The organism is Anaerolineales bacterium, assembly GCA_037382465.1.
GTDB lineage: Bacteria > Chloroflexota > Anaerolineae > Anaerolineales > E44-bin32 > WVZH01.
In genome coordinates this window covers 1-15,085 of record JARRPX010000023.1, presented here as the reverse complement: position 1 = coordinate 15,085, position 15,085 = coordinate 1, and the positions used below count along the sequence as shown (strand labels likewise).

General features: G+C 49.8%; 18 protein-coding genes. All 18 read right to left on the bottom strand.

Annotation, left to right across the window (positions count from 1 at the left end):
* Positions 1-39 precede the first annotated feature (39 nt).
* The 18 genes from P8Z34_07775 to P8Z34_07690 all read right to left on the bottom strand — a co-directional run bounded on the left by P8Z34_07775 (position 40) and on the right by P8Z34_07690 (position 15,019).
* Positions 40-1,758, bottom strand: a complete 1,719-nt coding sequence (locus P8Z34_07775; GenBank protein MEJ2550565.1) for a hypothetical protein — start codon at positions 1,756-1,758, stop codon at positions 40-42.
* 31 nt (positions 1,759-1,789) lie between these two features.
* Entirely contained in the window at positions 1,790-2,269 is a 480-nt protein-coding gene (locus P8Z34_07770) for a hypothetical protein (protein ID MEJ2550564.1), read from the bottom strand.
* Positions 2,270-2,306: 37 nt separating this feature from the next.
* Positions 2,307-2,834 (bottom strand): hypothetical protein, encoded by a 528-nt coding sequence (locus P8Z34_07765; GenBank protein ID MEJ2550563.1) that lies wholly within the window; start codon positions 2,832-2,834, stop codon positions 2,307-2,309.
* 51 nt (positions 2,835-2,885) lie between these two features.
* Positions 2,886-3,302, bottom strand: coding sequence for a pilus assembly protein TadG-related protein (locus tag P8Z34_07760; GenBank protein ID MEJ2550562.1), 417 nt, complete (start codon positions 3,300-3,302; stop codon positions 2,886-2,888).
* A gap of 73 nt (positions 3,303-3,375) precedes the next feature.
* Positions 3,376-3,873 (bottom strand): pilus assembly protein, encoded by a 498-nt coding sequence (locus tag P8Z34_07755; GenBank protein ID MEJ2550561.1) that lies wholly within the window; start codon positions 3,871-3,873, stop codon positions 3,376-3,378.
* A complete protein-coding gene (locus tag P8Z34_07750) occupies positions 3,873-4,298 on the bottom strand; it encodes a hypothetical protein (GenBank protein ID MEJ2550560.1) in 426 nt (141 codons plus the stop codon). Before P8Z34_07750 ends, P8Z34_07755 begins: the two co-directional genes overlap by 1 nt.
* Before the next feature lie 77 nt (positions 4,299-4,375).
* Complete coding sequence (locus P8Z34_07745; protein MEJ2550559.1) at positions 4,376-4,531, bottom strand: hypothetical protein; 156 nt, start codon at positions 4,529-4,531, stop codon at positions 4,376-4,378.
* A gap of 645 nt (positions 4,532-5,176) precedes the next feature.
* Positions 5,177-5,986 carry a hypothetical protein gene (locus tag P8Z34_07740; GenBank protein ID MEJ2550558.1) on the bottom strand — a complete coding sequence of 270 codons (810 nt, stop codon included), beginning with the start codon at positions 5,984-5,986 and terminating at the stop codon, positions 5,177-5,179.
* Between the two features lie 167 nt (positions 5,987-6,153).
* The gene (locus P8Z34_07735) at positions 6,154-6,492 is read right to left on the bottom strand and encodes a type II toxin-antitoxin system PemK/MazF family toxin (protein ID MEJ2550557.1); all 339 of its coding nucleotides are present in this window, start codon (positions 6,490-6,492) and stop codon (positions 6,154-6,156) included.
* Positions 6,477-6,719 (bottom strand): ribbon-helix-helix domain-containing protein, encoded by a 243-nt coding sequence (locus P8Z34_07730; protein MEJ2550556.1) that lies wholly within the window; start codon positions 6,717-6,719, stop codon positions 6,477-6,479. The genes P8Z34_07735 and P8Z34_07730 overlap by 16 nt, the downstream gene beginning before the upstream one ends.
* A 128-nt stretch (positions 6,720-6,847) precedes the next feature.
* The gene (locus P8Z34_07725) at positions 6,848-7,747 is read right to left on the bottom strand and encodes a type II secretion system F family protein (GenBank protein MEJ2550555.1); all 900 of its coding nucleotides are present in this window, start codon (positions 7,745-7,747) and stop codon (positions 6,848-6,850) included.
* Between the two features lie 9 nt (positions 7,748-7,756).
* Complete coding sequence (locus tag P8Z34_07720; GenBank protein ID MEJ2550554.1) at positions 7,757-8,701, bottom strand: hypothetical protein; 945 nt, start codon at positions 8,699-8,701, stop codon at positions 7,757-7,759.
* Positions 8,702-8,746: 45 nt separating this feature from the next.
* The gene (locus tag P8Z34_07715) at positions 8,747-10,165 is read right to left on the bottom strand and encodes an ATPase, T2SS/T4P/T4SS family (GenBank protein MEJ2550553.1); all 1,419 of its coding nucleotides are present in this window, start codon (positions 10,163-10,165) and stop codon (positions 8,747-8,749) included.
* 2 nt (positions 10,166-10,167) lie between these two features.
* A complete protein-coding gene (locus tag P8Z34_07710) occupies positions 10,168-11,529 on the bottom strand; it encodes an AAA family ATPase (GenBank protein ID MEJ2550552.1) in 1,362 nt (453 codons plus the stop codon).
* Between the two features lie 61 nt (positions 11,530-11,590).
* Positions 11,591-12,610, bottom strand: a complete 1,020-nt coding sequence (locus P8Z34_07705) for a hypothetical protein (protein ID MEJ2550551.1) — start codon at positions 12,608-12,610, stop codon at positions 11,591-11,593.
* Positions 12,607-12,924: a hypothetical protein gene (locus P8Z34_07700; protein MEJ2550550.1), complete on the bottom strand. Its 318-nt coding sequence runs from the start codon at positions 12,922-12,924 to the stop codon at positions 12,607-12,609. The genes P8Z34_07705 and P8Z34_07700 overlap by 4 nt, the downstream gene beginning before the upstream one ends.
* A gap of 6 nt (positions 12,925-12,930) precedes the next feature.
* A complete protein-coding gene (locus P8Z34_07695; protein ID MEJ2550549.1) occupies positions 12,931-13,974 on the bottom strand; it encodes a ParB/RepB/Spo0J family partition protein in 1,044 nt (347 codons plus the stop codon).
* A 109-nt stretch (positions 13,975-14,083) separates the two neighbouring features.
* Complete coding sequence (locus P8Z34_07690; GenBank protein ID MEJ2550548.1) at positions 14,084-15,019, bottom strand: ParA family protein; 936 nt, start codon at positions 15,017-15,019, stop codon at positions 14,084-14,086.
* Positions 15,020-15,085: the final 66 nt, after the last annotated feature.

Below are 15,085 nucleotides of genomic sequence, written 5' to 3'. Positions count from 1 at the left end.
AGATGAATACAATCTTAAGTCATCGTTCATGGTATGCACTTACTCATTATTTAAGGCCTCTGAACTCTCTGGTTTCTTCATTTTTCGAAGGATCTGTTCAGGTGAGTTGCCGGTTTTCGATACATCCGCTTGAAGAATTCCATTTGGAGTATGTAGGATCATCTTCCGGGATCTATCTCCCGAATGGTATTTCGATTCAAACTCAAGTCTTGAGCTGAAATTGGTTCCAGTAACTCTCTCCATCTGAGTGTTAGCGTCTACAGGTGCATTTCTTGACATTCCAGTATTTATTTGTTGGACTAACTCATTTTGAGGGTTGTGGAGATTCCCAAATAGTTTGTTTGGTGTAGGGTCGTCGATAGCAATACTGTCCAAAGTTGGGGTTGATTGCGTAGATGCAATGTGAGAAAACCGATTAATTAATGGATCTGACCTTTGATTGAACCCAGCGAGTCCGCCAGATGTGGGGCTTAAGCCTTCTCCCGAAGTGCCCGAAAGCAGAATACCTGTAGAACCAAAGGTTGCTCGGCTCGTCAGAGTAGAGGCTATACGCCTTGTTTTCAATGCGATTTCTATGGCGGAGCCATACACCAATTTCCCAATTATTGAATTTATGGCTATGAAAATCGATATGACACCAACAGCGATAAAGTAAGCAAAGAATGTATTCGGTATAGAGGCATTTTCACTCGAGATAAAAATCGCAATAACCTTTGAGAAGATACCCAGCATGAGTAAGTTCATAGGCCAAAGGATGAAAGCGACAGTAGTAATCTTTACCCACAGTCCTTGAAGCCAGCGGAAGGGCGGTAGTACGCCAATGATTAGGACGATCGGAGCAATAGCTACTACAAATATAGTAATAACTTTCGTCGCAAACCATGATACTGTGAGCACTGTGGTGTATGTAATTAATAAGAGAATGCTGAAGATGATGAGAATAATAAGTAAAAGCACACCGAGTTCGATGGATTCAGCTGGAGATGGTATAAGTGCATTTGCTAATTGGGTTACGCCGATTCCATGAATGATGTCGGTATTCGATTTAATAAACTGCGAACGGATAGCGCTTTCCAAAGCCTTTGATAGATCGATTGTTTTTTCTAGTAGGAAAAAACTCGATGCGGCTGCGGCGACACCGATAATCCACTTAAGTAAGGATTCACGAATTACTGCATACCCTGTGATTGATGTTGCTCCATCTTTCAAAGCGATGGAAACGACAAGGCTGAGAATCAATGTCGCCAAAACACCTGCGATGCTTATCGATACTTTCCAGACACTATGACGCACATCTTTTAGATTTTGTTCATAGTTGGGAATGTTTTCTTCAAATTCGTATAAAGTGCTACCAATTTTGGATCTTGTTCCGTGCTCCATTTCCAGGAATAACTCGTAGAGAGCTTTCTTGATGCCCCCCGAGAGGCCTTCATAGGGGAAATAGATTTCCTTTATCGTCTCTTGAGTAAGGGTTTCGTTATCATTCGTTGGAGCAGGTGTCGATTGAGTATCGGGTATAGGGGATGGGGGAGGTTGGCGTTTTTCCAATTCCCCTCCGCCCATTTCGTTACTTACGATGGGAGAAGAGTGACCAGGATGATCCAGTCCGGTCGCGCCCAGGTCAACGCTTGCAGTTGAATAGGATGGACTATGGCTGGTCTGTGTGCTCGATGATCGAGTGCCTTCGACGAGCACGATGAGTAGAGTCAGTATCGCCGTCATGCCAATAAAGAGCAATTTGATTCGTCGTTTTTGCATCGTTCATCAACCTTTATGATTCAGATGCGATCTACCTAATCACAGGATTACTGATCGTTCCGATATTAGAATCTACGGCGAGTTTGGTGGAAACGCTGTCAATGATCGTATTGACAATGGGCAATGTCATTAGCCCAATCACGAATATGATGATTCCACCGACAAGATTTAGCATTTCCATCGATACACGTCCGGTTGCGCCAAACGCCTGTGCAGCTTGTGCCCCCAGTCCTGCTTTAACCGATCCGACGGCGAAAACGATAAACATCAATGCATAACAAACCTTAATAGCCAGCTGGCCAAGGTCGTTGAAAATATCAATGAAGGTCATGGCGGCATCATCTGTGCTACCTCCAGTGGATCCATCGGCAAAAGCCGTGATTCCGGGCATGAGGAATACTGAGAGTAGGAAAATGCAAACTATGATGGCTGCCAATCTAAAAGCAAGGCCCTCGATCAAGTTCAGCTTGATTAGTATTTCGTTATACCGCTTTGTAATGTATTTGATCACTTGTGTACCTCATTTGGAGATTAAAGTGGATACCGCACTAGGTAGTTACAAGATTGATTACCACGTCCAGAATCCCCTGTGCAATCGCAACGGCTGTAATTGAAAGCGCCAAGCCGATAACGACTGCGAGTAAATTCCCGGCGGATCGCGCAATGCCAATGGGTAGGCCAATCATCTTCGAAATCTGAAGCCCTAAGCCGTTGAAAACGGCACTGACGGTTAACAGCGTAGTTGAGATTCCCGCGACGGCTGAAACAATCATTTTCGCCAGACTGGACCAGAAAGCGATCACGTTTTCCTTGGTTTGGGGAACTTGCATAGCGCCAACCGTGTCAAAGTGCTCAGTTATACCATCCATGATCGACCCTATAGATACGGCGATACATAAGAGAATAACCATGGCAATGCCTTGCTGGAGCGCTCTGGCGCGTCCCAGGGTATCCCCGGTAATAGAACTGATTTGCGTTTGAGCTAGATTAACGACGAATCCGATGAAGAAGTATATTCCCCCGATGGTGGTAATAATCGCTACCAACTCTGCAACGATTTGTCGTAAGTCTTCCATTTTTGTACCACCCAGCCTGAGATCCGATGAAACCATCGTCCACAAACATGCTTACCACTCTTGATCCACGCCAACGGCGATGCGTGCTTTTGCGATGGCGCTCGTTTTGAACTCTGATATTCCAATGTAACCGCCAAACAAGGTTGGCCCCTTTCCGTTCACGATTACGGTAACTTCGTCGCCCTGAATGTCTAAGTATGTAATCCCGATGGTCATCCAAGAATCTTCGCTGACCTTGCCTTGTGTTTCCAAGACGACTTCCATCGCTCTAATGCTGCCCCAGGCGCCGTTGATGACGAATACTTGATTCTCAGTCGCTTGGCGCATATCCAACGCCCCGGCTGCGGCCAGAGCGGCTGAATCGGCAGTAATACGCACCTGATTCTTGAGGTAGAAATAGCGGGCAAGATCGGTCACCACGAATAAGCACACGATGAAGAGGGGAAAGAAGCCCAGGAAGGCGAGCATGATCTGCCCTCGTTTGTTCCCTTCACAAATTTCCGTGCATGTTAGGTTTTTCATCTTGAATCATCTGCCATGTTCAATATTCTGATTCAGATATAAGTGGCGTAAAGAAAAAGAACGCATTCCCTTTTGGTAACTGGCTTGAATAATTCCCACTTCCCACGTGCGATAAAAAATCCAGGAACCATTCATGGAATGAGTTTTTATTTGGCAAGATGGAGACCACATAGCCTGCCCCGCCGATTCTTGATATGCGGTAGGTACCGTGCCTCCAGCCGATGCTCATATGATCGAACCACATCTGTTTCATCCCCTTCGAGCTTTCCAATATCACCCATTCTGCCGATTCCTCGCGCGGAATATATTCTCCACCAGATCGAAATGTTGCATACGAAGGATTAAATACGCCACGACTATAAGCCGCATTTTGGGATGACAATTTGGAATAACTCCACCATCCGGCAAATAAAACGAACATCATCAGCAAAATGACCAAAGGGGCCAGAAGTACGAATTCGATTAGCGCCGAGCCCTTTTGATTCTTTACAATTTGATTTTGCTTCGATAGCGACATTAAGGACTTCCTCCGTGGAATTCCCACACCGGAAAGATCGTCGAACCCTGAACGGGGACGCTCCAGTTGATCAAAAAAGGCATCCAGGAGGCTCTCGACTTGCCCGATACGGTCAGGATATTCGCTTCGGATTGAAAAAGCCCCGAGTCCCAATTGCTGATGGAGGTATCTAGCTGTGTATTTTTCGACAGACTGTTTCCAGAGGAGTGAATAAATTCCTGGCCCCAGCCAGGTTGTACGCTTTCGCGCGATGCGGCTTCCAACGATACGGGCGAGGTGATGATGTGTCCGTACCACACCGTGGCGATGGCGAGCATGATCAGAAAAAAAGCAAAAAGGAGCCAGAAGGCGTGGATGAACTCCAGTGTGGCCTGTCCGCATTCATTTTTAGGTGCTTGTGCTGGGAGATCGACCTTCGTTGCCATGATTGTCCCCGCTGGTAATAGCATTCGTCTGGGCGAATCCGACTCGTTCGCTCGAGATTCGCGGACCGATTCGCCACTTACCAAATTGCTTCCGCCTTCTCAATCGCCTTGTCGCGGATGATGGCGAAGACCACTATGACGATGATCACGACGACTGCGGCGATGGCGATCCACTCCAGCGTGTCCTGCCCCGATTGGTCGGCTAAAATCCCTTGCGATAGGTGTTTCCTCATCAGATGTCTCCTTCAAATATGGTATGCATGGAGGGGTGATATCGACCGCGATCATGAAATTACTCTAGCATAAAAACAGGCTCTCATACGGGACATGGGCGTCCCTTCTTTCTTTATCAACCTGAAATGCGCGAGCTTCGAAGAAGCGAATGTCGTCGATTGAGTGTAGTCGAAAAAGGGTGCGTTATTTTCGCAGACTGGTGCTGCGGTGCGCTCCTTCGACTTCGCTCGATGCTGCGCAACTTGTTCCGCGCAGGATGAATGGAGGGATACTCGCTGGCGATGCATGTGTATCTGCGGGTGTTTGTTTAAGAGAAGAATTCGGCGCAGGAACGCTCTTGTGATTTGTGTACCAGGGTTGCTGGAGTAGAGGCGGGCATATACATATCTGCCCGGTATCGGTTGCGGATATTCATCCGCAACCAGCAATAGAACCGTTGGCGCCGGATATGTATCCGGTGCCGGTCTTTCGCGGATATTTATCCGCAGGTATTCGCAACAATGTGGGTTTGGCGGATTTGAATCTACCTGGTTTTGGATATGGACGAATATGCTCGACAGGGGGAAGATTGTTTCAAGCGCTTTGATTCACAGGTATAGTGATGGGTTTCGCTACCCTTCTGCCGAAACTGAAAATTGAATAGCTCAAGGCCGTTCTGTCAGCGTCCAGAAGGCCAGCTTTGTTCCGACGATCGGCTCTCCTGTCCGTTCGTCATACCAGGCTGTCGATTGGACGAATTCGAGCCATATATTGGCGGGATCCGCCTCGAGCGTGGGGATGTAGAAGTACAGCCAGCCATCGTCGGGGCAATCGACGAAAGGTGCGGCGTACTCCTGGAGTTTGTACCCTCCGCTGTACGGGTACAAAGGGGTGTAGGCAACGGCGTGTTCCCCCAAGCCGGGATAAGCGATTCGGAAGGAATCCCCGCGAGGTCCTTCGTAAGATGAGCCGCAGGTTTCATCGGGATTTGATATTGGAGGTTCGATTTCGATTTGGACCATCACCAGACTTCCACCAGGAGGGATCATGACTGCGTCAAAAGCCCTTTGGCCATTCTCAAGAACTTCAGTGATGTACCAGAGTGCATCCGTGTACAATTGTCCATCGCGTGGCGAATATACACTTACTGTGTCCCCGCCTGGAAAGATCTGAAAATCGATGGGTGTGACCGTTCGACCGAGAAGAGTAACGCCTTCGTTGAGATAGCGCATCTCGGGCCAGTCGAGCTGGTTACCGTATACGAGACGATCCAAATCCTTCCGGTCCACGTTGGTCCGTGGGATTGCCCGGGAAAGTCGTTCTTCAAAGGATAAGTTCGGCGTAGACTGAACGCCTTGCGCTGCGTCGGAGGAATCGGTGATCTTCGCTGAAACCTCATCCATTGTGGCGAAACTGAACATTCCTCCGAGGCAGATAAAGAACAGGATATAGACAACGGCTTTATTACACTTCATACAAATAACCTTGTCTCGAGCTCGAATTCAAATTCCAATCCTAACACTTCGATCCAAAACTGGAAAATCGAGGAGGTTGATCCGCGGTGTAAGGTTTGTTCGCGAATCCACCTTGCGAGAACCACAACCACCCCACTTCGCTGCGCTTCCCGTGTTTCTCAGGTGAATTAAGCGGCAATGATTTCGTTCAGCCCTTCGATCAAGATTACCAATTCTTCCGGTTCGACCTTTCCGACGCGATTCCCCAATCGTGAAGTCGACAACGTGCGAACTTGACTCATTTTGACCCATGATTCCTTGGGCAACCCCCCGCTGCTCAGTTTGTGAATGAGAGGATATCCTGCTTTTTGCATCTTACTCGTAATCGCCATGGCAATGACCGTTCCCGATCGTTCGTTGAACACATCCTGGCTTATGATAACGACGGGACGGTGACTGCCCTGTTCTCGTCCTCGAACCGGATTAAGATCAGCCCGATAGATTTCCCCTCTTAATATTCTGGCCATTCCGAAAGATCTCCCGCTAACCCTTCATCAGCCAATGCCTTTTCAAAGGCAGGATCCAGTTTTGCGCTTTCCACCGCAAGACGGGTATGTTCATCTCTCTCAAGCAAGTCTTCGACCGCTCGTTCAACAGCGTTGCTTCGGCTTGGATATTTCTCCTCCGCAACTAGCCGGTCCAGTTGCTCAAGTAGAGCCTTCTCGATCGTCACGGCAACCTTTTCTTTCGACATACCGCTTCTCCGGTATGATATTATATCATACCTTGGGTGAGAACGATGAAAGAGTTGGGGCCGGCGAGACGGCTGGATCGCCGATGCATTCAGCTTATGCTTATCGAGAGCGAAAATTCAACATCATCTTAAAATGCCCCCTCGAACAGCAGCAGTGTAATCGGGACGATAGTCACGATCATGGTGGCCACCAGCATGAAAATGATTGTAAGGAAAGTAACTTTGATTCTGGACTTGTGTCCTTCTTCGATGATCGAACGGACGAGCATCTGGCGCATCGATGCCGCGCGTTCGCGGAAGGGTTCTTGAACGGCTTCGCCCTTCTGAATGCCAGTGTGTATCAGTTTGAGGAACTCGTCAAACTCCGGTGTTTGTGGGAGGTTTTTTTGCACGTTCTCTGTGACCGTACTGATTGGTTCTCCGGTGCTTGCCTGGGTGGCGATAGCCTCACAAGCTTTTCCGAAGATGCCCATGTGTGTGACTTGGGCCAACGCTTCCATAAGATCTGCGCCGGACTGCAGGTATATATGGATTTGGTCCAGACCGAAGCCCATTTCCTTTTTGAGCCGAACCCGTCTACGGTCGATGGCGTTGTTGAGTTCGATGTCGGGTAGTATAAAACCCATCAGCGCGCCGAGACAGGAAAGTACGGCCATAGGCAAGAAACCAATCGAAAGCCCCATAATAACATTCAGGGCAATTCCCACAATAACGCATAACACCATCACCACGAACGCGGCAAGCATGCGGCGGGCATAGAAGTAAATTTCCGATTCAAATCTCCATCCAGAACGCCGTAATAGGTCTTCAAGATTTCCCGACACGGGCCGAAGTCGTTTACTCAGACCTGAGACGAAAGCCTGGAAGATTTTACTTTCTGCCATGCCCACGATATGCGGGCCGGCGCCGTCATCCCGAATGCGACCGGTCAAAGATTTCGTGGGTATACTGATAGATGCGACAACCAGGAAGATACCGATACCTGACATGAGTGCAAGCGAGAGGGGTAATATCAGTGAAGTGTCCATGTTTATCTCCTATACATGCTGTATTTCCAGGACCTTGCGAACGTTTCGAATGATACGCATGGTCATCATAAAGCCGATGGCAGATAGGGCGTAGGAGAAAATCTGGATCATCTGCCCCGTTGTGCTGGAATAAATTGGGGCGGTCGAGGGTATTGCGGTCCTGAAAAAGAGTACAAATATGGGCGGCGCGATTGTGACAATCGTGGCCGTTAACCTGGATTGTGTAAGTTCGGCGTCCATTCTCCTGCCCGTGTCCGCCATATCCCGGATAGCGTCCTTAAGTGGCTTAATCACCTCTTGGAGGGGAAGTGTTGTTCCGCGCACACTCCAAATTTCTAATGTTTGTGCCATCAGCCCTAAGGAATAGCTTTGCCTCCGCTCGACGATGTCCCCAAAGGCATCGTCGACACTCGCGCCCTGAGATAATTGATTGGAGATCAGAACAAGATCGCTTTTGATGATTTCCGGACACGTTTCCGCGGCATGAATGATGGCGCCTTGAAGGGTGGGTGTGAGTTGTGCTCCAGCTGAGATGCGGTCACATGTATCAGCGATTGCTTCTTCATACTCGAGTTTCTTTGCATCTCGCCGCAGCCCTAGCCAAAAGTAGTAGAGGAAAATGCTGACGCCCGCCGTAAACAAAGCAACCGACAAGCCCCCACTTATGACGACGCCCAAGGCGAATGCAATTACTGTGATCAGGATGCCAACACGTACAAAACCGGCAGGGGTCACGTCAAGATCAGCTTGGGCTAAAGCGACATCAAGGCCTCGATAGCGGAGGTTTCGGAAAAACGAGTCATCCGGTTCTGACTCTGCTGCGATCTCGTCAGCTGTCCTTCGCAACGCCGTGAGTCGCTCGAGATTTCGCTTTGGCGCTTGATAGCGAAACGATATAACGATGAAGAACATACCAAAGCCAGCAGAAGCAGCAAGAAGGATACTGGTCAGCATATGGTTACTCCTATCTGGAAAGCCCCATTCTTATTTCTCACAAGATTACTCCAACGAATAAACATGTTTGGGTATGCCTGCCGAGTTGAACAGACTTGCATGTGTAGAATCCATGAGAGGACCTTCTAGTTTGCCGCGGCTTCCAGATCGTTGGAAGATTGGCTTTACCTCGGGTTCATAAGATGTCCCGATCTTTTTAACTGTACCGGTTAGTTCCGCTACCGTTTTTACGAAGCGTGAATTACCGACCATCTCGATCGAGACGGCGACGTGGAGCGTTGAAGCAACGAGGTTTGCGGCACGGTATGCATCCAGATGTCGCCCTCGTTCGCTCTGGGAGAGCATGAGAAATATCCGTCCGAAAAGTTCGTCCACGCCGTACGCATGTAGACTGGTGAGCCCATTTTTGTGGCCAGTGTTCAGCGCGTTGAGCAAATCGAAAACTTCGGGTCCTCGGGCTTCGCCGAGAGTCAGCGCATCGGGTCTTTGACGCAGTGCCAGCTTGACCAGATCTTCCTGAGGAATTTCATGCAAACCCTCTATGGTCGATGGACGAGTACGTAGATAAAGAACGTTCGATGGTGTGTCGCTATCGGGATGCAGGTCGATCTCCGGAGTGTCCTCGATAATAAGGATTCGGTTTCCTCTTGGAATTTTCCGGCCAAGCGCCATCAAGAGAGTTGTTTTTCCAGATCCCGTCGGCCCAATAGCAACGATGTTTCCTCCAGCCAGCACGACGGCATGCAGATAGAGGGCTGCTTTTGGCGAAAGTAAACCCTGAGCATCTCCATCGATTAGACTTTCGTAATCAATGGTAAGTTCTTTCTTGTGTTTTTCATTTTTAACCTTGGAGGGTTTGACCATGTCCTCCAAGGTGATGTCTTGTGCTCTGGGGATGCGAATGACGGCTGTAGGGTAGGGCGTTGCCACAGGATGGGTCACGACGCTGATACGCTGTTTTCCTTTTAATACAGCGTCGGCAATCGGCGTGACCATATTGGCTTTTCGATTTGAGTGAGCCAAGCCGCGATTGAGCACTTCGAGCAATCGATCGGCCGACGGGAATGAAAGATCCGTTTTTTCCCAACTTCCTTGTCTGTAAACCACGACTTCTTTGGGCCCATTGATGGCAATATCCTCGACGCTCGCATCGCTTAATAAAGTGTCGATGGCGCCCATGCCGAGCAGATCTGCCAGTACCATTTCTACAAATTGTTCCTCGGGCATCAAGATGCGGGAACAGTTTTTGGAAAGCGCTTCCTGGTTAAAAGCCTGATAGATCTCGTGTGCAGTACGCGAAACCGCTTCTGTGACTAGCGGGCCGGCGTTATCGATCTGCTGTGGATTGAATTCACTAGCAATGCGATCGCGTACCTTTTTTAATCCATTTTCGTATGGTTCATCGCCGTTCCCTTCCAGTGTTTGCTTATCGAGCTTCGCTGCATGATCATCTTCGAATTGCATATTCATAGCCACCGTTTTTTCTTGTGTCCGCTTTTTAATCTTTCCGACCAAGCTGCGGAAATCGGGGGATAGAACTGACCCGCTAATTGGGCGAACCCATGAAGCGTCTGTTCCGTTTCCTTGGGATTTTTCTTTTCATTGATATATTTGGCGAAGTAAGACTGGCCTTGATTGCCGGCACGTGTGATATTTCCTGTGCCATCGTTTGCAATGATGCCCATCGCTGTGACTTCGGCATATTTCGATGCCTCTTTCAAGGAAATTCCCAGATCATCCTGCCATTTGTTGATCACCAATCCGATTCGATCTATACCAATTCCATGCTTTGAGCCAATGCTTCGATGTATGGCTTCCTTGATGTCCGCAAGACTCGTGAGATCTGGTTCGCATACGGCGATGATAAAATCGACACTCTTGAGTGCACCAATATGTATACCGACGTTAATTGAGCTGCCCATGTCGATTACTACGAAATCGAATTGGCGTTTGAGGATGGGAATGGACCACATCATAAAGTCCATTCCTGCCTCGCCGAGCAAGCTCTCGTTGAGCGATTGTTCCATATTGACGACACCAGGGAGGATCTTCAGGTTGCCGGTTCCAGCAAGTGGTACCAGGTATCCGAGAACCCTTTTTAGTGCGTCTGCCTCCAACGATGGGTGTCCCTTGTTGGTGTGATAGGTGGCAGCTGCATTGAGTATCCCGTGGGGAACATCCACATTCAAGCGTAATTTCACATGACCGCCGTTCATGTTGGCGTCAACCAGCGCAACTTCTCTTCCACCGAGAGCGGCGAGCGTAGCTGCCAACTCACATGCAATAACGGTTTTTCCAACACCGCCTTTGGGGGAATAAACTGCAATTGCTGATCGCTGCCATGATGTTGATCCGGCGGCGGCTGTGGCTGCCTTTATCGCTTCAGGGGCACCGGCGCCCCATGCTCCTTTTCCCCATGCTTTGCATACCAACTCATATTTGCCCGGAAGATCTCGATCGAGGCGGTCATACAATTGTGGGTTGAGCGGCAATGTATATGTGGCGTCAAGATTGCACCCCAGCAATTGCTCCATTTCTGTTGAACCTGCTTGTGCGAGACCGACAACGGCAAATGGTTCGGCAGCTTGCTGACGAAGATGCACGATGTGAGCGAGTTCAAATCCATCTACACGAGCATCAATGATAACCACGTGAGGGTTCATTGAATGCAGGATTTCGACGGCCTTTGAAAGATCGAACAACGGCAGCACCGTTGCGAGTCGCACTTTTCTGTCGGTTGCAATGTGCATTTGTGCGTTCATTTGTGCACTAATTTCCGGCCTCGCAAACAACAATGTAGTAAGGTACTCGATTTGTTGGTCTGACATTGAGGAACCTCTTGAGTCGCAAATTGGCAAACAGCTTTTTACTGCGATGTTAAATTCATACTTACTCCGATATATCTACCAATGCTGATTCGGCGATAAGTTCTTCCCGATCATTCAGGTAAAGATCCAGGAAGTCTTGCAATGAAGCACCGAGTGTGGGTTCGTCGCTGGTATCAGCGACGAGAGGCGAGAGCAGACCAATCTGCAGGTTTCCACTGTTTATGGCCATCGTCACGAATTCAAAAGCCTCCCGAGGGATGATGACATCAATACCGGTGATTTCTCCTCGCATCAATTGAGCTTCGCCTTCTGCAGTTATCCCGGTAACCGACCTTGCATATTGAACGTTGATGACCAAGGATCCCCTTACCAATAGCTTGGTCACTGGCTCACGGAGTATAGGTGCCTCTGGCTCGTTTATGTGCGCATTTTCATCTTCTTCCGCAGACGCAGCTATATGTGCTGCACTCCCATCTTCCGGCGCTGATACGGAATACCCCGAGGCTTCCAGGATCTCCGCAAGCGCTTCAGGAGGGATGGTGCCAAGGCTGGTTTGTGAGAATGGGAGGGTTGTAACCTGTTCATCCCGAGTGAGCTCGAGGGGGTCTGCTACAGAAGAAACAGTCACGGCAAGATCGATGCGGTCGCCTGACATGAGGCCGGATGGTACGTTACCCGATGCTGGAATAGTAATTACCATCAAGTCTGGATTGTCTAATCCAAGACGGGCGATGCGGGATGCGGCCGGGTTATCTGCGCTGATGACGGCGCCGAGGACGAGCGGTTGGTACATATAGATGTCTTGGATGATTACGGCATCCACTGCGTGCATGGCGATCAGGTCTTGTGGTTGCGCTACACCTTCCAGTATTTTCCGTGCAGATGAATTTTCGAACTGAACGGGAATCTGGATAAAAGCATCTTCCGGGAGTTCATTGATGTATGTTCCGGCAGCTATGTCCATTCTCGCAGCAATGATGTAGTCTGTTGGACGGACGATGATTTGGTTGACAACAAAAGCTGCGCCGAACCCGATAAGCGCAAGCACAATTCCTATAATTAGCAAACCTCGGTTGATCATGTTTCCATCCTCCTCGTTGTGGCGACGATTTTACGAACGTCGTTTAAAATCTTGAAGATTACTTTTTCAATGGTTTCCTTCTGCATAGGTGATAAATTTTGCAGATCGGCATCGCTCAGGATATCCCAGCCTCGAAGGATTGATTCGAGGCCCTTTCCGATCGGCGGAAGCCGACTTAAATCTCTCGCTCTTGCTGATGCAATGGCCGAAGATGTGCCCAGCAGTTTCTGGATCATCTCTGCCAATGAAATGACCCATTCGGGCGAATCACCGATCGCCGCGAGATGATCTTTTACTGTAGCGTGTCCCCCCATGGTGGCTTATTCCCCCCAAAATATGGTATTAAGAAATTCCTTTTGCGAATCTTCATCAACGTGATCGATAAAATCCTTTGCTTTGTTTCGTAAAATGAGATATTTGTGTACGAGTTTAAACGCCTTCTTTTTTTGAGTAAGAGACTCGGCATTTTTAAGTGCATTACAGGGAGTTCCTCCCCGCCCCACGAATGCGCATGCAAGAAAAACCGCATCCATGCCGGATCGATTCTTCTCCGCTGTAGAAAATATTTCCTTCACGGTTTTTCGAGGAGCGCCGGTAAGTTCCGCAATTGCCTCGACTTGGTCGTCGGAGGGCAGTGTGCAATCTGGGGTTTCCCTTTGAAGTCTCGCGATTCGTTGCTCGCTGCCGGATACATTGGCTAACATTTGGGGTCTACGAATTGTTTCCAGTGCTGCATCGATGGGAATCCCTCGCGCGCTCAATTCTTTGATCTCCAACACTTGCCGTTTTGACAAACCCCGAAGTTTCCTTGCAAGTTCTACCTGCTCTGCCTCGCCATATTTTCCAAAGACACTCTGAAGTTCGACGACAGCACGCGATTCCATGCCTTCTGCAAACAACTTGCGTAATGCCGGAGGGGATTCCCGGTATGCCTTGAGTAGATTCGAGACCGAAGAAAGACTGACTCCGGTTTTCTTGGCCAGTTGTCGGAAGGAAAGTACTTCTTCGTCCATGTCCATGATCTTGGCTAAGGCAATCGCTTTCTCATATGGTGTTAGATCGCGTCGTCCGGTGTTTTCGGCAAACGTCAACAGGTTGATTTGATCCCCGCTTGGACGAATGATGGCGGGGATCATCTCCTGCCCGATGTGAGCCGCGGCGCGCCGGCGTCGGTCGCCGGCGATCAGCCGATACTGCGGATCCTCTCCTGGATCGGAGAACCTGTACACGAGAATGGGTTCGATCACGCCATGCTGGCGGATACTTGCCGCAAGCTCCGCGTCCTGGGGATAACGACCCGGATCGAACACCTCCTGACGCGTCTGTGCTGGACTTTCTGATGAAATCGCTTCCAGCGGAATCATCATGATCGGCCATTCTAGCCGCCCCGTCTGTAGCTTCGGCCTGGCTGTTCGATAGCCGTTCAGGTCGCTGATGTCGATGTTCGTTTCGAGGATCGTGCCGCGATCGAGATCAGCCATGGTTGACGATCCCTTCCATCGTCCTTGCACTTAAATCGATTCCGTTGGCGTTTTCTCCCTGTCTTGAGTCGCGATTCGAGTAGATTTGTGCTTCGATCCCTTTGAGGGCGGGGATGAATAGATGGGGAAGTTTTCCCCAGCGCCACGTTCCCCGAATGGCCGACTGCGAATAAGGCATCGAGGTCAAAAGTTGGATTTTTCGGTTTTTAACCAATTGCGTATTGCGTAGACTCTCACGCCATTGCGCCACACGCTTTTCACTCCATTGGGACGTTCCCACCATGGTCGGAATCAAACCACCGATCGGGCAGCCGACTCGAAACGCCGTCTGCAGCGTGTTCAGCGTCGGCACGCCGCTTTGATGCGAGAGCGTGACGGGGATGAAGATCAAATCCGCCGCAATGATGCTCATCTCGCACAGCGTGATGTCGGGACCGGTATCGATGATGACGAGCGGGTCCAGTGTGTTGATGCTTCCACATAACGCCAGGCGTAGTAAATCCCTCGGCGTTTCGGGACCGGCAATGTTGGCCAATGCGGTGCAGGCGGGGACGAGGCGCACGCCCTCGTGATAGGCCGAGGGGACGATCGCCCGGGCGAGAATTTCGTGGGAGGGGATGTTGTCCAGTTCGCTCTGCAGCACGTCGTACATCGTGGGTCCGGTATGGGAAGCCGCTTTCCTGGGTCCCAGGAGCAGGATGGTCGCCCCGCGCTGCGGGTCCATGTCGACGACGGTGACGGAGACGCCCATGCTGCCGGCGACGTGCTTGGCGAGCATGGCCGCGAGGGTCGACTTCCCCACCCCGCCCTTCATGCTGGCGATGGCCACCAACATCACGCTGCCTGCCCATTCCCAAACGCTAATTGCATCGACTTCATGGATCGCTGCCTGTGGAATCCCGCCGCTATGGTTTCTACTATAGGGCATTTGGGGAGTTTGGAGCGGGACGTAGGCGTCTCGTGAGGGAGAGAAGAAAATTGGATATTGAAATTA

What these genes read in the sequence shown, in the direction of transcription:
- P8Z34_07775 (MEJ2550565.1), bottom strand. Translation starts at nt 1,758, where the DNA reads ATGCAAAAACGACGAATCAAATTGCTCTTTATTGGCATGACGGCGATA.
- P8Z34_07765 (MEJ2550563.1), bottom strand. Translation starts at nt 2,834, where the DNA reads ATGGAAGACTTACGACAAATCGTTGCAGAGTTGGTAGCGATTATTACC.
- P8Z34_07760 (MEJ2550562.1), bottom strand. Translation starts at nt 3,302, where the DNA reads ATGCTCGCCTTCCTGGGCTTCTTTCCCCTCTTCATCGTGTGCTTATTC.
- P8Z34_07755 (MEJ2550561.1), bottom strand. Translation starts at nt 3,873, where the DNA reads ATGTCGCTATCGAAGCAAAATCAAATTGTAAAGAATCAAAAGGGCTCG.
- P8Z34_07750 (MEJ2550560.1), bottom strand. Translation starts at nt 4,298, where the DNA reads ATGGCAACGAAGGTCGATCTCCCAGCACAAGCACCTAAAAATGAATGC.
- P8Z34_07745 (MEJ2550559.1), bottom strand. Translation starts at nt 4,531, where the DNA reads ATGAGGAAACACCTATCGCAAGGGATTTTAGCCGACCAATCGGGGCAG.
- P8Z34_07740 (MEJ2550558.1), bottom strand. Translation starts at nt 5,986, where the DNA reads ATGAAGTGTAATAAAGCCGTTGTCTATATCCTGTTCTTTATCTGCCTC.
- P8Z34_07735 (MEJ2550557.1), bottom strand. Translation starts at nt 6,492, where the DNA reads ATGGCCAGAATATTAAGAGGGGAAATCTATCGGGCTGATCTTAATCCG.
- P8Z34_07730 (MEJ2550556.1), bottom strand. Translation starts at nt 6,719, where the DNA reads ATGTCGAAAGAAAAGGTTGCCGTGACGATCGAGAAGGCTCTACTTGAG.
- P8Z34_07725 (MEJ2550555.1), bottom strand. Translation starts at nt 7,747, where the DNA reads ATGGACACTTCACTGATATTACCCCTCTCGCTTGCACTCATGTCAGGT.
- P8Z34_07720 (MEJ2550554.1), bottom strand. Translation starts at nt 8,701, where the DNA reads ATGCTGACCAGTATCCTTCTTGCTGCTTCTGCTGGCTTTGGTATGTTC.
- P8Z34_07715 (MEJ2550553.1), bottom strand. Translation starts at nt 10,165, where the DNA reads ATGCAATTCGAAGATGATCATGCAGCGAAGCTCGATAAGCAAACACTG.
- P8Z34_07710 (MEJ2550552.1), bottom strand. Translation starts at nt 11,529, where the DNA reads ATGTCAGACCAACAAATCGAGTACCTTACTACATTGTTGTTTGCGAGG.
- P8Z34_07705 (MEJ2550551.1), bottom strand. Translation starts at nt 12,610, where the DNA reads ATGATCAACCGAGGTTTGCTAATTATAGGAATTGTGCTTGCGCTTATC.
- P8Z34_07700 (MEJ2550550.1), bottom strand. Translation starts at nt 12,924, where the DNA reads ATGGGGGGACACGCTACAGTAAAAGATCATCTCGCGGCGATCGGTGAT.
- P8Z34_07695 (MEJ2550549.1), bottom strand. Translation starts at nt 13,974, where the DNA reads ATGATTCCGCTGGAAGCGATTTCATCAGAAAGTCCAGCACAGACGCGT.
- P8Z34_07690 (MEJ2550548.1), bottom strand. Translation starts at nt 15,019, where the DNA reads ATGCCCTATAGTAGAAACCATAGCGGCGGGATTCCACAGGCAGCGATC.